The 16,566-nt window shown below is 70.0% G+C and carries 16 protein-coding genes and 2 pseudogenes; 9 read left to right on the top strand and 9 right to left on the bottom strand.

The window, feature by feature from the left end:
- Positions 1-488: 488 nt before the first annotated feature.
- Both ACIBA9_RS29715 and ACIBA9_RS29710 read right to left on the bottom strand, forming a co-directional pair.
- Positions 489-1,520, bottom strand: a complete 1,032-nt coding sequence (locus tag ACIBA9_RS29715) for an NAD(P)-dependent alcohol dehydrogenase (protein ID WP_399368066.1) — start codon at positions 1,518-1,520, stop codon at positions 489-491.
- Between the two features lie 5 nt (positions 1,521-1,525).
- Positions 1,526-1,948, bottom strand: a complete 423-nt coding sequence (locus ACIBA9_RS29710; protein WP_399367795.1) for a hypothetical protein — start codon at positions 1,946-1,948, stop codon at positions 1,526-1,528.
- A 121-nt stretch (positions 1,949-2,069) separates the two neighbouring features.
- Between ACIBA9_RS29710 and ACIBA9_RS29705 the strand changes: the two genes are divergently transcribed.
- Both ACIBA9_RS29705 and ACIBA9_RS29700 read left to right on the top strand, forming a co-directional pair.
- Complete coding sequence (locus ACIBA9_RS29705; protein ID WP_399367794.1) at positions 2,070-2,873, top strand: helix-turn-helix domain-containing protein; 804 nt, start codon at positions 2,070-2,072, stop codon at positions 2,871-2,873.
- 497 nt (positions 2,874-3,370) lie between these two features.
- Positions 3,371-4,424: pseudogene (locus ACIBA9_RS29700) on the top strand (IS256 family transposase); the annotation flags it as partial.
- A 9-nt stretch (positions 4,425-4,433) separates the two neighbouring features.
- Here the strand turns inward: ACIBA9_RS29700 and ACIBA9_RS29695 are convergent.
- Together ACIBA9_RS29695 and ACIBA9_RS29690 are read right to left on the bottom strand one after the other, a co-directional pair.
- On the bottom strand, positions 4,434-4,988 hold the full coding sequence (locus ACIBA9_RS29695) for an SDR family oxidoreductase (protein WP_399367792.1): 555 nt from the start codon (positions 4,986-4,988) through the stop codon (positions 4,434-4,436).
- Positions 4,989-5,189: 201 nt separating this feature from the next.
- Positions 5,190-6,083, bottom strand: a complete 894-nt coding sequence (locus ACIBA9_RS29690) for an NADP-dependent oxidoreductase (RefSeq protein WP_399367790.1) — start codon at positions 6,081-6,083, stop codon at positions 5,190-5,192.
- Positions 6,084-6,152: 69 nt separating this feature from the next.
- Here ACIBA9_RS29690 and ACIBA9_RS29685 point away from each other — a divergent pair, with 69 nt between their 5' ends.
- Positions 6,153-6,758: a TetR/AcrR family transcriptional regulator gene (locus ACIBA9_RS29685; RefSeq protein ID WP_399367788.1), complete on the top strand. Its 606-nt coding sequence runs from the start codon at positions 6,153-6,155 to the stop codon at positions 6,756-6,758.
- Positions 6,759-7,024: 266 nt separating this feature from the next.
- On the opposite strand, the pseudogene ACIBA9_RS29680 reads toward ACIBA9_RS29685, so the two are convergent.
- Together ACIBA9_RS29680 and ACIBA9_RS29675 are read right to left on the bottom strand one after the other, a co-directional pair.
- Positions 7,025-7,195 (bottom strand): annotated as a pseudogene (locus tag ACIBA9_RS29680) (short-chain dehydrogenase); the annotation flags it as partial.
- Positions 7,196-7,395: 200 nt separating this feature from the next.
- Positions 7,396-7,632, bottom strand: coding sequence for an SDR family NAD(P)-dependent oxidoreductase (locus tag ACIBA9_RS29675; protein WP_399367785.1), 237 nt, complete (start codon positions 7,630-7,632; stop codon positions 7,396-7,398).
- Between the two features lie 400 nt (positions 7,633-8,032).
- On the opposite strand from ACIBA9_RS29675, the gene ACIBA9_RS29670 reads away from it, so the two are divergent.
- On the top strand, positions 8,033-8,803 hold the full coding sequence (locus ACIBA9_RS29670) for an SDR family NAD(P)-dependent oxidoreductase (RefSeq protein ID WP_399367783.1): 771 nt from the start codon (positions 8,033-8,035) through the stop codon (positions 8,801-8,803).
- A gap of 28 nt (positions 8,804-8,831) precedes the next feature.
- Positions 8,832-9,203 carry a MerR family transcriptional regulator gene (locus ACIBA9_RS29665; RefSeq protein ID WP_399367781.1) on the top strand — a complete coding sequence of 124 codons (372 nt, stop codon included), beginning with the start codon at positions 8,832-8,834 and terminating at the stop codon, positions 9,201-9,203.
- 849 nt (positions 9,204-10,052) lie between these two features.
- On the opposite strand, the gene ACIBA9_RS29660 is transcribed toward ACIBA9_RS29665, so the two are convergent.
- Together ACIBA9_RS29660 and ACIBA9_RS29655 are read right to left on the bottom strand one after the other, a co-directional pair.
- Complete coding sequence (locus ACIBA9_RS29660) at positions 10,053-12,383, bottom strand: ATP-binding protein (RefSeq protein WP_399367779.1); 2,331 nt, start codon at positions 12,381-12,383, stop codon at positions 10,053-10,055.
- Between the two features lie 297 nt (positions 12,384-12,680).
- Positions 12,681-13,484, bottom strand: coding sequence for an intradiol ring-cleavage dioxygenase (locus ACIBA9_RS29655; protein ID WP_399367777.1), 804 nt, complete (start codon positions 13,482-13,484; stop codon positions 12,681-12,683).
- A gap of 439 nt (positions 13,485-13,923) precedes the next feature.
- On the opposite strand from ACIBA9_RS29655, the gene ACIBA9_RS29650 reads away from it, so the two are divergent.
- Complete coding sequence (locus ACIBA9_RS29650) at positions 13,924-14,400, top strand: DUF6098 family protein (protein WP_399367775.1); 477 nt, start codon at positions 13,924-13,926, stop codon at positions 14,398-14,400.
- Positions 14,401-14,441: 41 nt separating this feature from the next.
- Here ACIBA9_RS29650 and ACIBA9_RS29645 read toward each other — a convergent pair whose 3' ends face one another.
- Positions 14,442-14,777 carry a hypothetical protein gene (locus ACIBA9_RS29645; RefSeq protein WP_399368064.1) on the bottom strand — a complete coding sequence of 112 codons (336 nt, stop codon included), beginning with the start codon at positions 14,775-14,777 and terminating at the stop codon, positions 14,442-14,444.
- Between the two features lie 117 nt (positions 14,778-14,894).
- On the opposite strand from ACIBA9_RS29645, the gene ACIBA9_RS29640 reads away from it, so the two are divergent.
- From ACIBA9_RS29640 to ACIBA9_RS29630, 3 genes are all read left to right on the top strand, one after another.
- Positions 14,895-15,428, top strand: a complete 534-nt coding sequence (locus ACIBA9_RS29640) for a 2'-5' RNA ligase family protein (protein ID WP_399367773.1) — start codon at positions 14,895-14,897, stop codon at positions 15,426-15,428.
- Positions 15,429-15,530: 102 nt separating this feature from the next.
- On the top strand, positions 15,531-15,755 hold the full coding sequence (locus ACIBA9_RS29635) for an ATP-binding protein (protein WP_399367771.1): 225 nt from the start codon (positions 15,531-15,533) through the stop codon (positions 15,753-15,755).
- A 315-nt stretch (positions 15,756-16,070) separates the two neighbouring features.
- A complete protein-coding gene (locus ACIBA9_RS29630) occupies positions 16,071-16,409 on the top strand; it encodes an STAS domain-containing protein (protein ID WP_399367769.1) in 339 nt (112 codons plus the stop codon).
- Positions 16,410-16,566 lie beyond the last annotated feature (157 nt).

Raw genomic sequence — 16,566 nt, 5'->3', positions numbered from 1 at the left:
CCGGGCCGGCTTGCAGCAGGGGGGCGTCTCGTCGGAGTGCTGTCTCTTGTCTTTCCCCCGTCCGTGCTTGCCCCGGCTTTCGTGGTCGTCATCGCGTTCCCGAGCGGGCGGCACGCTGCCGGCCGGTGCTGCAGATGTGGCGGCCAGCGGGGACGGCGTCCGCGTCGCGGGTACGGATGTGCACGTTGCCGGGTGGGCGACGAGGGGGCACCCTCGCCAGGACGCAGCCTTCTATGTGGCGCCCCCACGCTCCAGACCGCCTTCGTCGTGGAAGCCGTGGACCAGGACCGCCGACGAGTGGTGGTGGCGCCTGCCGGTCCCGCCACTCGCCGGTGGGTAGGTCGTTGCCGCTGAGCATGTGGGCGAAGGCGGCGCCGCCGATCGGATGCACGGCACGGCTGCGCCGCTCTGGGTCTCCTATCGTCAGCTTTCTGTCGGCGACCAGCTCCCGCGTGCGCGGGATTCCCTTTGCCACGCTCGCTCGCAGGCTATCTGAGCTTGATGATTACCTTTCCGAACGGGCTGGCCGATTCGTAGTACCGGAACGCTGCCACGGCTTCTTCGAACGGGAACACCTGATCGAGGACTGGTCGGAGCTGATGCGCGGTGATGACGTTGTTCATTGAGATGAACTGAGAGCGACTGCCGACGGCCAACGCCCGGACCGTAGCGGCGACGCCGAACAGCAGACGAGGGTCGACCGGTGGCCAGTTGCCGGAGACGGATCCCACCAAGGCGATGTGCCCGTCGACGGCCACCGACTTCAGCGACTGCTCCAGCGTCCCGGCGGTGTCGACGATGCGGTCGACCCCTCGTCCGGCGGTGAGTTCGCGGGTTGCGGTGTGCCAGTTCGGGATGTCGCGGTAGTTGATGACCTCGTCGGCTCCGAGATCGCGAAGGCGCTGTTCCTTGTCCGCGCGGCTTGTCGTGGCGATTACTCTCGCGCCCAGAAGCTTGGCGAACTGCACCGTGAACAGCGATACACCGCCCGATCCGGTGGCCAGCACGGTCTGTCCGCGCTGGGTCCCGCGGCCGTCGCCGGTCAGGGCGTTCCATGCCGTGACGGCGGCGCAGGGAAGAGTTGCCGCCTCGGCGTAGGAGAGGTGGTCGGGGATGGGCACGAGGGCATCCTCGGGGAGGATCGCCAACTCGGTCAGCATTCCGTCGAGCGAGCCACCCAGTTGCGGCAGGTATGCCGGTTCCAGCGGGCCGTCCAGCCACCGCGGGAACAGTGCGGCGGTGACGCGGTCCCCTGGGCGCACCCGCCGGACATCCGGCCCGACGGCGACGACCTCGCCCGCACCGTCCGAGACCGGTATGACGCCCGGTTTCACGGGCAGCACGTACCGTCCTCGTAGTACGAGAAGTTCGCGGAAGCTGAGCGAGGTGGCGTGGACCGCGACCGCGACCTCCCCCACCTTGGGTGTGCGTGGTTCGTGCGTGCGCAGCGACAGGCCATCGATACCGGCGCCGGTGCTGACGTGGTAACTGCGCACCATCGATGGGAGCATTGCCATCATTTCGGTCACCCTTCGATGAACTGGTAGTCACTGACGAGGCGGCCGTCGGGGCCGAGCAAGAGGATCTCCAGCCCGACACCGGCGATTTCACCACCGTCTTGGGGCGCCATCGACCAGTTGAACTTGACGACGTCGTGGAGCCTTTCGGTGTTGCCGCGCGACCGGAAGACGAAGGTGCCCGGCGCGACGAACTCCTTGTGGGCGCGCGTCACCCGGAACTCCAACGCGTGGTGCCCGCGCGCCTCCAAAACGAGACGGTCGAAGCCCAGCCCATCAGCGGTCTGCAGGCTCTCCCGGGGAGGTCGCAACACATGGACCGCGTCGGCGGACCACAGCTCGCGAATCGCGACGCGGTGTCGCTCCGCATCGGGTTCGTTCCACACGGCAACGTAGCGGTCGGTGTGGTCGTGGATGTCGATGTCCGCCATGGCTGTTCCCCTCGGTTGCGCGTGCTCGGCGTGCGGCAACGACCGTGCAGCCGCCGGCCGTGACGCGGCAATTCCTCGCAGGGAATCGCGGGCGGGCAGCCAAGTGGGTTACACAAGAGGAGTGTTCATCGAACCGACCAGAGGCGGGCTCGCCGGCGCGTTGCGTGAGTGGCGCACTCGGCGACGCGTCAGCCAGTTGGAGTTGGCCGTGCGTGCCGGAACCACACAGAGGCACATCAGCTTCATCGAGAGCGGACGGTCAGCCCCCGGCCGATCAATGATCATCCGGCTGGCCGAAGCCCTGGAGGTGCCGATCCGCGAGCGCAATGACCTGCTTCTTGAAGCCGGATTCGCACCGGTCTACCCGCAGACCCGCCTGGACGACCCCCAGCTCGAACCGATTCGCACCGCCCTCGAACGGATCCTGCACGGCCACCTGCCGTACCCGGCGGTGGTCGTCGACCGGCACGGTGACCTCGTCTCGGCCAACGCCGCCTTCCACTCGCTCACCGCCGGTGCGGCCCCGCATCTGCTCGCACCGCCGGTAAGCATTCCCCGGGTGTTGCTGCATCCGCAGGGCCTCGCGCCACGCATCGTCAACCTCGCCGAGTGGGCGTGGCACATCATCGACCGCATCAAGGCCGAGAGCGTGCGCAACCCAGACGACCAACTCCAACGCCTGGCCTCCGAACTCACCGGCCTGGCACCACCACGTCCGCACGAGACACCGCACCACCTCGGCTTCGCCGTACCTCTGCGCCTCCGAGCACATGATCCGACCGACGGCAGGGAGCTCACGCTCATCACCACGCTCACCCATTTCGGCACCGCTATAGACGTCACCATCGCCGAACTACGACTTGAGGCGTTCCTACCGGCTGACCCAGCCACCAGCGCCATGCTGGCCGAACTCCTCGAGCGGTAACCGATCCCTCCGGCACGGCTCCGCGCAGCGCCCAAAGCGCCGCCCCAACCCGTCATGCGCTCATTCGTCTCCATCGCGATCGGCGGTGCGGTCATCGCCGGCATCAGCGCCGCCCTCGGCGCCGTCAGCTGATCCCGCTCAGGGCCGTGCGCGTCACTTCTCGATGTCCAGGACCGGCCATCATGCCCCGGTCCTCGTGGTTGAGGCTCGCTGGTGCAGGCGCTCATCAGGGCACCGAAGACAAGGACAAATGCCATGGTGAGGCATGGCAGCGTGGAACGGAAAGCATGACGCCTCCGATGGCAGACACCCGTGTCGCACATACTCACCCCCACCAGAACCCGGACCGAAGCCCACGCGCGCGCTGGCCGGGCCGCTCGGATGAGCGCTTCAACCACCACATCACGCCGAATCAGAGCGGATTACAACCCGAGGGGCTCCTCCTCAGAGCAATGCTCAGGACTTGTGGGTCAGTTCCAGGGCGGGACGCAGCCGCCCGGACCGTGGTCACCTCGGCCGGACCGGTCGAGGTGCGGGCTCCGCGGGTGAACGACCGCCTCGTCGAGGATGCGACCGGCGAGCGCAAGCGGTTCTCCTCGAAGATCCTGGCGCCCTGGTGCCGCAAGTCGCCGAAGATCTCGGAGGTACTGCCGCTGCTTTACCTGCACGGACTGTCGTCGGGGGACTTCGTGCCCGCGCTGGAGCAGTTCCTCGGCGGCACGGCCGGCCTGTCGCCCGCGACAGTGACCCGGCTGACGAAGCAGCGGCAGGACGACCACGCGGCCTTCCAGCAGCGGGACCTGTCGCAGACCGACTTCGTCTACGTGTGGGCCGACGGTGTGCACCCGAAGGTCCGGCTCGGTCAGGCCCACTCGTGCGTCCTGGTCCTGCTCGGCGTCCGCCTGGACGGCACCAAGGAACTGATCGCACTCGCGGAAGGGCTGCGGGAGTCCACCGAGTCCTGGGCCGACCTGCTCCGGGACTGCCGCCGCCACGGCATGCGCGACCCCGAGCTGGTCATCGGCGACGGCACGATGGGCCTGTGGAAGGCTGGTCGAGGTGTTCCCGGCCGCCCGGCATCAGCGCTGCTGGGTTCTCAAAGCCCGTAATATCACGAACTGCCTACCGAAGTCCGCACAGCCTGGCGCAACGAAGGCGATGCAGGAGATCTACAACGCCGAGGACCGCGCCCACGCGGACAAGGCAATCGAGCAGTTCGCCCGCACCTACGGCACCAAGTGGCCCAAGGCCGCCGCGAAGATCACCGACGACTCGGACGAGCTGCTGGCGTTCTACGACTTCCCGGCCGAGCACTGGGTCCACCTGCGGACCACCAACCCCATCGAGTCGACCTTCTCCACGGTCAAGCTCCGCACGAAGGTCACCCGCGGGGCCGGCAGCCCGGCCGCCGCCCTGGCGATGGTGTTCAAGCTCGTCGAGTCCGCCCGGGACCGCTGCCGGGCGATCATCGGAGCCCACCTCGTCGCCTTGGTCCGGTCCGGCGCCAGGCTCAAGAACGGCGTCCTGGCCGAGCGCGAGGAGGCCGCATAGTCAGGCCGGTCAGCTGGCGAAACCACCGTTGCTCCTCAGGAGTTGTCCGTTGATCCACTGCCCCTGCGGTGAGCACAGGAAGTCCACCAAGTGGGCGGTGTCCTGCGGGCTGCCCAGACGTCCCGTCGGTGTCTGGCGCAGTAGGTGGTCGCGGAAGTCGTCGGACATCCCGCCGGTGTCGACCGGGCCGGGGTTGATCACGTTGGCGGTGATCCCGAGGTGGGCGAGTTCGTGGGCAGCGGTCAGGGTGATGCGGTCGAGTGCGCCCTTGCTCGCCCCGTAGGGCAGGTTGCCGACGGTGTGATCGCTGGTGAGGGCGATCACCCGTCCGGTTCCTGGGGTGCCCTGGAAGCGTCGGCCGAACTCACGGATCAGCAGCCAGGAGGCACGAGAGTTGACCGCGAAGTGGCCGTCGAAGCTCTCCAGGGTCGTGTCGACCAGGCCGGACTCCGCCGACTCGCAGTGGCACATCATCAAGGCGCTGAGGTGGCCGAGACGGCTCTGGGCCGGGTCAAAGACTCGGGCTGGGGCTTCAGGATCGGCGAGGTCCGCCTCGATCGCCACCGTGTCGGCGCCCCGGGGTCTTTGCGATCGTGTCCGCGGCGTCAGTCTCGATGCCCCAGGCGTGACGTCGACCGATAGTTGGCCCTTCCGGTCGGTTGTTGGCCCCGCTGCGACCTGGGCCCGCTGTCTTCCGATCAAATAGCGGGATCCTGGCCGGCGCCGTCCTCAATTTCTGTTTGAGGACGACGCACAGTCTGGTTTTCAGACAACCAGGACCCGCCGCCCGCGTGTGTGACCGGCCTGGCTGTCGATGTGCGCCGCCGCGGCCTCGGCGAGTGCGTACGACTTCTCGACCGGGATGTGGAGCTTTCCCCGCGAGATGAGGCCGACGGCTTCGGCGAGCGCTTCCGGCACGCTCCCGGCCACGCCAGAGAATCGGACACCGAGCTCCGGCGCACCGGGATCGGCGATGGAGACCACCTTCTGCGGGTCCCCGGTCAGTTCGACGAGCTCGCGGATCACGCCCGAGCCGGCCAGGTCGAGGGCTGTGTCGACATGGCCGAGCTGCCGCACCCGCTCGACCCAGCCCTCGCCGTATGTCGTGGCGAGGGCGCCCAGGCTGCGCAGATAGTCCTGGTTCGCTGCCCCAGCGGTCCCGATCGTCGTGATGCCGCGGTCGCGGGCGATCTGCAGCACCGCCGATCCGACTCCCCCGGACGCGCCGCTGACCAGCAGCGTCTGCCCGGACCGCACACCGACCTCGCGGATGATGCGCAGCGCGGTCTCCACCACGGAGGGGTAGCCGGCCGCCTCTTCGAACGTCAGGCCCTCGGGCATACGGGCCCAGGCCGACAGCACGGCGAACTCGGCATACGTGCTCGCGCCTTCGCCGAACACGCGGTCACCGACCTCGACCCCTTCGACGCCTTCACCGACCTCGTCCACCACCCCGGCGGCGTCCAGCCCGACTCCGGCGGGCAACTCGATCGGATGGGCCCCCAGGACCTGGCCCTCACGAAGCCTCCAGTCGACGGGGTTCACGCCTGCCGCCCGTACGGCAATGCGTATCTGGCCGGGGCCTGCGTGAGGATCCTCGGCATCTATGAGTTGCAGAACGTCCGGACCGCCGAACTCGGCGAAGCTCACCTTCTTCATGCGCCGAACATAACACTAACCGTTAGGGTTTTGAATCGGTTATGGATTCGTACCTGATACTGTGAGGGCATGACCGTGCCGATCGGACGCCGTGAGCGCAAGAAGGCCGCGACCCGCCAGAAGATCGCTGACGCCGCCCTGCGGCTCTTCCTGGAGCACGGGTACGACGCGGTGGGCATCCGTGACGTGGCCGCCGAGGCCGACGTGGCCGTCACCACGCTCTTCTCCCATTTCGCCTCGAAGGAGGCCCTGGTCTTCGACCAGGACGAAGACTTCGAGCAGCGCCTCGCGCGGGCGGTCACCGACCGGGCGCCGCACGAGCCGCTCGTCCCGGCGCTGCGCCGCGAGATCCAGGCCTTGGTGCGACACTGCACGGCGGACAGCGCCGCCCCGATCTGGCGCATGATCGACGCATCACCCGCCCTGCGGGAGTACGAAGAGTCGATGCGGCTGCGCCACGCGGAGTCGCTGGCAACGGCCATCGCCGCCGATCCCGACCTGTCAAGGACCCCAACGGCCTGCCGGGCGATCGCGAGGTTCGTGATCGACGCCCATTCGCTGGCCCGTGAGGCGGCCGATCCGCAGGCCGCGGTGGGCGAGATCTTTCAGATGATCGAGGCGGCCTGGGCCGTCACCTGTCCCTCCGGAAACTCCACCGGCACGGCCAGACCGTAGTCAGGACTCGACCCTGCCCCGCGCCGTTTCGCCGAACCCCAGCCACAGAGCAGATCAGTGGGCGAGCCGACCTTGACCGTTCTGACCGGTATCAGCGGCCGCATAGCCTTGCCGGCGTTCGGGCTGCGGCCTGCCCCCATGAGCAGGACCAGCCGATGCCCTTCGGAGCCACCTGTCGTCCGTCATCGGGGCCAACAACCCTTCTTCGCAAGCTGCTGATCACCGGCTACTGAACGTTGCGATCCCATCTATCGCTCTTCGTCACACCAGGCCATACCCGCGTCGTACGGCGTCCAGTACGCGAAGGCGACGTTCCAGCCCGCTTCGGCCAGTCGGCGGGCGATCCCCGCACCGATTCCGATGGACCGGCCGACGCCGGTCACCAACGCGACCGGCCTGGCGCCATCGAACAGCGGCTTCTCATCAGCAGTCGTCACAAGGCGCAATCGTTCGGCCTGCCACACGTGAACGACAACCCGATTTTCCTTCAGCTCATCCACAGGTATGGGCGATTGCTCTCCTCCTCACGCCCCCATCGGCTCGATCGAAGGAGTCAAGGCCTCCCTGCCAGGGTGCGGGTCCGGGCTGCTGCAGACAGTGCGCCTGCTGGTCGTCCTGGCGCACTGGGTGCCCTGCGTCAACATCGCCCCCGGTCGGCGTGGCGGTCCGCGCGAGCGCAGGAGTCGGCGGTCGCCCTGGTGAACATGTCCCGCAGGTACCGCAGCCGCTCGGCCGTCTCAGCGCCTCGCTGCTCGTCCCGCCCGTGGACGATGACCGAGGCCCCCAACGCTGCCAGGCGCAGGACAACGGCCCTGCCGATGCCGGCGGTGGCGCCGGTGACAAGAGCGGTCGATCCTTCCGGTTCTGCAGTCATGTAAAGCTCCTCCAAGCCGAGAGGAACGACATGCTGTCGGCTGTTCCTCGTGGAGCTGATGATCCTGATGGTTCATTCCATGGCAGGACACGGCGCTAGTTGCCGATCAGCGCCTCGGTCATCTCCCGCTCGGCGAGCCGGAGCGCCTGCAGCTCCTCTTCCGCCAACTGGGCTTCCCGACCGGGCAAGGACGCACAATCGGCGATCCGCCAACTCGTCCTCCAGGGCCCGCCCCAGCTCCGGTGACCGCCCGGATGCTCGGCTACAACGGCGAAACCACAGCCCGGCTCGCCGAAGAGGCTGGAGGAACCTGGTGTCACTATGCGCCCGGTGACCACACCCGCTGATCACAAGCCCACCAGGCGCCGCTTGACCTTACCGCTGGCGGCAGGGTTGAACGATGGCCGGCATGGACAGCAGCACCACACCCCAGATCAGCAGGATCGTCGCCGTCACCGGGGCCGGCACCGGGATCGGCCGGGCCACAGCCCGCGCTTTCGCCGCCGAGGGCGCACACGTCCTCGCCGTCGGACGACGGGCCGAACCGCTCAACGAGACCGCCGCCGGGCATGACCGAATCACCCCGCTGGCGGTCGACCTCACAGCCGCCGATGGCCCCGAGCTGATTGTCCGGACCGCGCTGGAGATGCACGGCCGGTTGGACGTGCTGGTCAACAATGCCGGCATCGTGCACAGCGGTGCCCTCGGCGCGCTCACGCCGGAGATGATCGCGCCGCTGATCGCTACCAACCTGATCGCACCTATCCTGCTGGCCCAGGCCGCGCTGCCGTCCCTGGAAGCGTCGGGCGGAGTGATCGTCAACGTGAGTACGTCGGTGGGGCAGCGGGCCTGGCCGGGCAGCTCTGTCTACGCGGCGACCAAGACCGCGCTGGAGACGCTGACCCGCAGTTGGGCGGTCGAGCTGGCACCTCGCGGGATTCGAGTAGCGGCGGTCGCGCCAGGCGCGATCGACACCCCGATCGGCGAGCACCAGGGGCTGACGCCTGAACGGATGGCCACAGTCCGAAAGTGGCAGCTGGCACACACCCCGTTGGGCCGGATCGGCCGACCGGAGGAGGTGGCCTGGGCGATTACCCAGCTCGCCGCACCGGCCGCGTCGTTTGTCACCGGGGTCGTACTCCCGGTCGACGGCGGGGCGGTGGTGGCGTGATAGGAATTGCACCCCGGAGGGGGAGTGAGTGCAGATCGGTGAGCTGGCCAAGGCGACCGGGGTGACCGCCCGTGCGCTGCGGCATTACGAGCAGGCGGGGTTGATCTCCTCGGCACGTGCCCTCAATGGTTACCGCGTCTATGACGAGCGGGCGGTGGTGCGGGTCCACAACATCCGCTACCTCTTGGCCGCCGGGCTCACCCTGGACGACGTGCAGGTCTTCCTACCGTGTCTGGACGGAGACATGACCACAACGCCGCCGTCTGACAAGGGCATCCAGGTCGCAGTGGAGCGACTGGCGGTCCTCAACGAGCGCATCGCCGCCCAGACCGCAGTCCGGGACCGCCTCCAGGCCGCACTGCGCCAGGCGACCGGTGACCGGATCCGGCCAGTGGCGTGACCGCTCGCCTCACTACGGAGAGTCCGCAAGAGCCAGCGCCTCCAACTCGGCGGCCACACACAGTGACGCCAGCCCCTCAAGGACGGTTGCCGGCCGATCGCGGCGCAGACACCCTCGTCGATGCGGCTCGCGTCGAGGAAGAGAAAGAGCACCGTGACATGCGCGGGAACACCCGCACGGGCCGGAAGGGTCGAGCCGGTCACGCCCCGCTCGCGCCAAAGCCTCCGCCTCCGGAACCCTCGCCATCAGCCCCGACTGCCCAGCCGGTAATCCCTGCGCGTCGTCATCCGCCATCGGATCTGTCTATCAGCGGGCCCCGACCGGGGGGGCAACCCGATGATCGCCGCCACGCCCAGCAGAGACGGCGCACCGTCCACGGCACCGCCGTCGCGGCGCCCCTGCGGTGCTTCGGCGCGGCCTGACCTCGACGCGGTACACGCTCTGGGACGCACTCAGGGTTCGCGTCGCGTCGTCCCCCAGCCGGGGCGGATTGTCGGTGGCTCGAACCAAGCTCCGCCTCATGAGCACCCCGCCCCCGACGCGGAGGTCAAGAACACCCCCGAAGAGGCAGAGGGGAGGGAGTTCCGACCCAAGGCCTTCCCTGCCGAACCTGATCGCCGCGCAGCTCCGGCTCGCCGAGCTGTATGCCGCACTCCATGCCCGTCAGCAGGGGCTCGCCTGGTGTCGGGAGGAGCATCCCGGGTGGGCGCCCCGCCCAGGAGAACGGAACCCCGCTCACCGACACCGCCCGGCACGCCACCGCCGACCTCATCCGGGAGGCGCAGCTGCGCCGTGCCCTGCACCGGCGCGATGCCGCCCTCGAAGATTTCCAGCGCGACAAGGCCACCTTCAGCGCGGCCGCAGGGGAACCGAGGCTTCGGCATCCCTTCGACCGAACCACAGGGCGATCTGTGTGCGGGAGCGAAGACCCAGCTTGTCGCGCACCCTGTTCAGGTGCGTGGCGACCGTATGAGCCGAAAGCCCGAGCACCTCCGCGATCTGCCGGTTGGTCAGCCCCTTCGCGACGCGTTCGACCACCATCAACTCCCTTGCGGTCAGCCGCCACCGCTCCTCGTCGATCCTCAAGGTGTCCGGCCCACGCCGGACTTGCTCACCGCCCCCTGTTCGCAGGGCGTAGGCGACGAGCCGGTCCCCGCGCAACTTGCGAGCGCTGACGACCGCGGCCTCCCGCGCCGTCGTCGGCAGCAGGGTCCGGGCACAGGCCGCCGCCTGCTCGATCCTGCGCCGCCAGGGCGCTTCGGGCTCGGTGTCCAGCCGGCGTCGCGCCTGGGCGCTCGCCTCGCACAAGCGCAGAGCGCGCTGCATGTCACCGCTCTCTGTGGCCACCAGCGCCAAACCCTCGACCGGGTACAGCGCGTGGAAGCTCCCCCCGGGGGCAATGCGCAGCGCTTCGACGAAGAGGGCCTCGGCGCTCTCCAGTTGCCCCAGAGCCAACCGTACGGCGCCCGCGGTGTGCAGCGCGGCCGCGGCCCGGGGCCAGGGCGCCTGCCTGAGCACCGGAAGGCAATCCGCCATCAGCTCGTCGGCCTCGCACTCCCAGCCCGCCTGGAGCAGCGCCCAGGCCAGGTGCTGGGTGCACCACGCGACGTCCTCGGGCGAGCTGAGCGGGGTGACGATGTCGAGGCACGCGCGCAGATCCGTGACGGCCTCCGCGAAGGCACCACGACACAGCCACGCCGCGGCCCTGGCGTCGAGTGCGTTGGCGAGCCCGGCGGGCACGTCTCGCCGCCGCTCCAGACTCACCGCCCGCTCCCCCAGGGACAGTGCTCGGTGCGGGTCGGCCTGCTGGGCGGCCACACGTGCGGCGAGCGCGGCCACCTCCCCGCCCAGTGTCCGACCGCAAGGTTCCCGCAGCAGTCCGCTCAGCAGTGCGCCCGCGGCCGACGGTTGCTCCTGCTGGTAGTGCACCCGGGCCAGCTCCAGGGTCAGCCGTACCCGCGCGGCCTCGCCCTGGCCGGTGGCGTGGGCCGGCACCGAGGCGAGGTTGTCCCGTTCCACCGTCAGCGGGCTGCTCGCCTGGTCGGCGAACACATCCCCGCCATCTCGCTCGGCCACTTCGTGAAGCCACGCGAGGGCACTGCGCAGGGTGGAGCCCAGCTCGCCGGATGCGCGCAGACGTTCCATGGCGTACGCGCGGATGACACCGAGCTGGCGGAAGCGGGTGGGCGCCGCGTCCCCCGGCAGCCGCACGATCAGTGACTTCTCCTCAAGCGCGCACAAGAGGGGAAACACCTCTCGCGGCCCGATGCCGCCGCCGACGCACACCGAGCGCGCCGCGGCCAGATCGAATCCTCCGACAAGGACAGCGAGGCGCCGAAAGACGGCCTGTTCCGCCGGATCCAGCAGCCGGTGGCTCCAATCGACGGCGGTGGCGAGCCCGCTGTGCCGCAAGGGCCCGGTCCTGCTGCCACCGGCCAGGAGGTCCAGCTGGCACAACTGGTCGTCCAGGCCCGCGAGGATGTCGCCCGGCGCGAGAGTGCCGATGTGACCGGCCGCTAATTCCACGGCGAGGGTCAGGCCGTCCAACCGTCGGCAGATCTCCGCGACCAGCCGGCCGTTGTTCCGCTCCAGCGCGAACCCGGGCGAGCGGCGCGCGGCGCGCTCCACGAACAGCCGTACCGCGTCTGCTCTCAGCAGGGCCGTCACGTCGTCCCCGGCGTCCGCCGGCGGCAGGGACAGCTCGCCGACCCGGAACACGGTCTCCCCGGGCACCCGCAACGCCTCACGGCTCGTGGCCAGGATCCGCAGCCGGGGGCAGCGGCCCAGCAGGCTTACGACCAACCGGGCGCACGGCTCCGCGAGGTGCTCGCAGTTGTCCAGAAGCAGCAGCTGGGAGGCGTCACCGATGGCACCGACCAGGAGGTCGATCCCGGTGTGGCCTGCCCGTTCGCGCACGCCCAGCGCGGCGGCCACGGCCTGCGTCAGAGTCGCTCCGTCCCGCAGCGAGCCGAGCTCCACCAGGTCGAGCCGGGCGTACCGGCTCGATAACCCTCTGGCGAACTCCAACGCCAGCCGCGTCTTGCCCACACCGCCCGCACCTGTCAGCGTGAGCAGCCGTGTGCTCCTGAGCAGTGCGCGCAGGCCAGACAGCTCCCGCCGCCGGCCGACGAAGGAGTCGAGCGCGGGTGGCAGAGCGTGGTCACGGGTTGCCGCGGTCACCACGGCGGGTGCCACAGTGCGAGCCGCAACCGACGCGGCACCCTGGGCACGGACGGTGTCCCGCGCTGCCGTCCGCCGCCGGAGCGCCCGCTGTCGGCAGGCGTTGGAACAGTACCGAGCCGGCCGGCCGCCCTGCGGCCTCGTGATCAGCGCCGTACCGCAAACCTCGCACGTTCGACTCCGGTTCATCCCCGATTCCTGGCCGCGCGTTCTCGCGCCGAAACCACGCGCGGTGAGTGGGCGGTCCGCGCGGCGGCCGGAACCGTCCCAGGGCCGGCCACCGCTCCCGGAGGACCGTCAGGGTGTGGCGCCGGGGTCGATCCCGAGCACGACGGTCCCGGTCACGCCCTTGCTCAGGTCGCTGCCCGACTGGGTGAGGGTCAACAGGGTGGCCGAACCGCCGTTGCGGTAGATGCCATCCCTCGCGTTGAGCGTGCGCGTGGCCGTGTTGTTCCGGTAGGGGGACAGGGCGGCGACTCTGGTGTTGTACGTCTCGGGGAAGTAGAGCTGGCCGGTGTGGGACACATGGCCTCCGTGATAAGTCCCGTTGGAGATGGTGCCGCCGGCGTGCGTCTTGACGTGGATGTGCAGGGCCCGGCCGACGTACCACCCCGGGTAGACGGTGGTGAATTCCGCGACCCCGGACGCGTCGGTGAGCTGCACACCGCGCAGGAAGGTCGTGTCGGGGGTGGATCCGCCGGCGACGTAGCCGGAATAACCCAGCGCGTCACAGTGCCAGATGTCGACGGCCGTGTTGGGGAGCGTGGCGCACGTGGTGCTGTCTATGACCGTGACGCGCAGGGTCAGCGGAACGCCGGCCTTGCCCTCGGTGATGTCCTTGCGGACCCGTTCCAGGTCCAGGTAGTAGGGGCCCTCGGTCTGCTCGGGAGTGAGGACGCACGCCGCGGCGAGCGGGGGAACGGGCCGGTCCGCGCTCCGGGGTGCCGTGGCCGCTGCCTGCGTGGCGGTGAGTCCCAGTGCGGCCACGCCGAGCGCGGCGCCGCCGAGGGTGGCGATGACGGACCTGCGGGTGGCGCCGGCCGGGCCCTCGGCCGGGTCGGGGGCGCTCTGCGGGTCGGTGTGTTGGGGGGTGTCAGTCATGCGGCGACCATCTCGCGTACGGCGTTCTACCGGATCGCTCGGACGAGCGACGAGATCGGACGCGTTACGAAACCCGAACGCCGCTTCCTGGTGACCGTTCACGCCCTGATACCGGTTCTGGTGAGCGTTGCAGGCTTTCTGGCCCGCGCGCCACCGACCGGGTCGAAGTATCTCGCCCACTCGGCTGGCGGGAGGTTGTGGATGTTGCGTTCCGGCGCGGGTTCGTCGTAGCGGTCCCACCACAGCGTTGTCTGCGGGCCCCACCCGCCGTGGTCGATCCAGGCGGTGGGGTAGCGTTGAGCCCCGCTACCGCAGGCGGGCTTGGCCTCGGTGATGATGGACGCACATTACGGCTCCAGTTGCTTGGTGCGAACGGCCTGCCCGTCGGAGTGGAAGTAGGCGTCGAAAACGACCGGCGTAGGCGCCTCCTACCAGGGCCATGATGCGGCGGTCCGCCCAGGCCCTGCCCTCATCGGTCTTCCAGTTGGTCAGCCACAGCGGCACACCCACATCGTCCAGCTGGGCCTCGGCGCTGCTTGTCCTGCCGGGGCGCTCTCAACTCCGGATTAGGCTGTGCGCTTTCCGCGCCGGCACCCGCCGCTCCACCTCCGTCGCCGGTTCGCGCTCCAGGGGCCTCTCCCCCGGCCGACGGCCCCCACCCCCTGGCACCCGCGAACATCTGGGTCGCCGCCGGCTGTACGGCTACTGCCATCTGCCCCGGCTCAAGGACCCGCGCACCCGGCCGTGGCTGCTGCGCGGCCGCGAGACGGCCCGCGGCCCCGACAACGAACCCCTCGTGACGGCCGTCGAACCCCTCGGCTGGATCAGTGACCGGGTCACCACCGAGGCGTGCGACATCATCACCGAGCAACCCGGCCAGTGGGGAACCGTCGCTCGCGCCGGAACACCCCGGTGAACCGGCGCCACATCCACTGCGCGCGGCGCCCGCGCCGGGGGCTACTCCGGATGGGCCACGGCGTCCTTCTGCAGCTGTACCGCCGCGAGCAGGCTCAGCCTCGGCTCCGCCTGGCGCAGGGCCCTGACCGCCGCGACGGAGGCGATGTCGCCGGTGAAGCCGACAGCGGCAAGCCGGGCGTGGACCCAGCGAGCACGCAGCTGGTCCTCGGTCGCGGCGGCCGTGGACTCCACCAGCGCGGCGGCACGTTCCAGGCCGGGACGCTCCTGCGGTGGAGCCTCTGCCAGCGCCTGACGCAGAGCCGCCGCGACCACGTCCGCGTCCCGGAGGGCCAGCACGACGTCGCTCTTCCTGCCCAGTCCCATGATCCCTGTCATGAAGATCAGCCTGACGGCCATGCCCGCTGTCTGCCAAGCGACTTGAGCAGACTCAGAGCAAGGCACACCGATCTGCCGCCCGGCACGGCCGCGGGTGATCGCCGGTAAGCTGTGGCGGTGCGCACGGTCGAGCTCCTGTTGGACGAAGCGGCGGAGCTGGCGGTCCGACAGGCCTGGCGGCGACTCGCGGACGCGGGCCTGCCCAGCCAGGCCCGCCACCGCTCGCCGACCAACAGCCCGCACCTCACCCTGGCCGCCTGTCCGGAGCTGACCGCCCCGATCCGCTGGGAGCTCGCCGAGGTGGCCGCCGCTCTGCCGCTGCCGGTGCGGTTCACCGGCGTGATCCGCTTCGAGCGGCCGACCTCGGTTCTGGCCTGGGCGCTGGACCTCGACTCCGCACTGGCCGGCCTGCACCGCCGGGTGTGGGAGGCGGTGGCCTCGGACAGCCCGCCCGAGACCCTCAACCCCTTCCACGCCCCCGCGCGCTGGAGCCCGCACATCACCCTCGGCCGCACCCGCCGGGCCGGCGCCTTCAGCGCCCGGCAGATCCCCCAACTCCTGCCGCCCCCACCGCTGTCGGCGCGTCTCGTCACCCTGCGCAGCTACGACACCGAGACCGGCGCCCTGGAAATCCTCACGCCCCGCCCCTGACGAGTCCGGCCCCGCCCCCGCCCCCGGTGAGCTGCCGTCGGGTCTGCGGCCGGCTCCTGCTCAGCCGGCGCTGAAGGCGTCGACCGCCTCCTCGACGCTGGAGTGCAACGTGAGGATCTGGTCGAGTCCCGTCGGCTGCGGGCCGAAGCCTTGGTCGACCACCTGCACCTGACGGTCGCCGACAGCGGCCTGTGGAAGGTCCCCCGGCCCGAGCGCAACCCCCACCGGGGCCGGGGGATCACCCTCATGCGGGCCATGACGCAGCAGGTCACCGTCACGCCCGGCCCGTCCGGCACCATCGTCGGCACGCAGAAGTCGATCTCCTGACGGCCACCCCGCTCATGCTCACCTCCGGGCGGCACCCGGACGGCACCTTGCGCCTCATGGTCAGCGGCGAGATCGACATGAACAACGCCGGCTTCCTCACCGAAGCCAAGTCCCCGACGCACGCGCGGGCCCCCCGTCCTGGACCTGACCGAGGTGGAGTACCTCGACAGCGCGGGGCCTGAGCGTGCCCTTCACCCACGCCGACCGGCTGGAGCTCATCGTCACCCCCTGGCTCATCGTCACCCCCTGCTGAGCCCATCCTGACCGTCCCAGGCCTCGCCGACCTTGCCACCGTGCACTCCCCGGGCCCCCCGCATGAACAACGGGAACCTGGGCCTGCACACCGCACCCCCCTGCACACGCGCGCCCTGGCCGTCGTCCAACAGGGCCTCCCGCCACCTCGTCCTGGATCTGACCCACATCGACCGCGTCGACTCCACCGGCCTGAGCACTCTCATCACCCTGCTGTACGCGACGCGAGAAGCAATCGGCTCGCTCCGCCTCGCCCGGATCCCCGGCCGCCTCATGCGCATGGTGACCCTGACCGGCATCTCCCGCCTGCTGCCCGTGTACGCCACCGTCGCCGACGCCCTTGCCGCGCGCCCCGAAACCTTGCCCGAGAGCGCGGCCGGAGCCGACCACCTGCCCGACTGACCCCACGTCGCGTCACCGACCGCGCCACTGCCAGTCCCTCGGACGCTCCGCGCCGGGGCGCCGGCTGCGTGTCCGCCATGCAAGACCTGCCCGGGAAAACATTGACCGGCGTGGTGGACCTCTGCTGAACTCTCGTCCCATGAACCCGCGCGTGGAC

It is taken from the genome of Streptomyces sp. NPDC051452 (assembly GCF_044454765.1).
In the GTDB taxonomy this organism is placed as follows: Bacteria; Actinomycetota; Actinomycetes; order Streptomycetales; family Streptomycetaceae; genus Streptomyces.
The sequence above is the reverse complement of the archived record's forward strand: the minus strand, read 5'-3'. Positions and strand labels throughout refer to the sequence as shown.

Coding starts and splice junctions, on each gene's coding strand:
- ACIBA9_RS29715 (WP_399368066.1), bottom strand. CDS start 1,520: ATGATGGCAATGCTCCCATCGATGGTGCGCAGTTACCACGTCAGCACC.
- ACIBA9_RS29710 (WP_399367795.1), bottom strand. CDS start 1,948: ATGGCGGACATCGACATCCACGACCACACCGACCGCTACGTTGCCGTG.
- ACIBA9_RS29690 (WP_399367790.1), bottom strand. CDS start 6,083: ATGAAGAAGGTGAGCTTCGCCGAGTTCGGCGGTCCGGACGTTCTGCAA.
- ACIBA9_RS29685 (WP_399367788.1), top strand. CDS start 6,153: ATGACCGTGCCGATCGGACGCCGTGAGCGCAAGAAGGCCGCGACCCGC.
- ACIBA9_RS29675 (WP_399367785.1), bottom strand. CDS start 7,632: ATGACTGCAGAACCGGAAGGATCGACCGCTCTTGTCACCGGCGCCACC.
- ACIBA9_RS29670 (WP_399367783.1), top strand. CDS start 8,033: ATGGCCGGCATGGACAGCAGCACCACACCCCAGATCAGCAGGATCGTC.
- ACIBA9_RS29655 (WP_399367777.1), bottom strand. CDS start 13,484: ATGACTGACACCCCCCAACACACCGACCCGCAGAGCGCCCCCGACCCG.
- ACIBA9_RS29650 (WP_399367775.1), top strand. CDS start 13,924: ATGATGCGGCGGTCCGCCCAGGCCCTGCCCTCATCGGTCTTCCAGTTG.
- ACIBA9_RS29645 (WP_399368064.1), bottom strand. CDS start 14,777: ATGACAGGGATCATGGGACTGGGCAGGAAGAGCGACGTCGTGCTGGCC.
- ACIBA9_RS29630 (WP_399367769.1), top strand. CDS start 16,071: ATGAACAACGGGAACCTGGGCCTGCACACCGCACCCCCCTGCACACGC.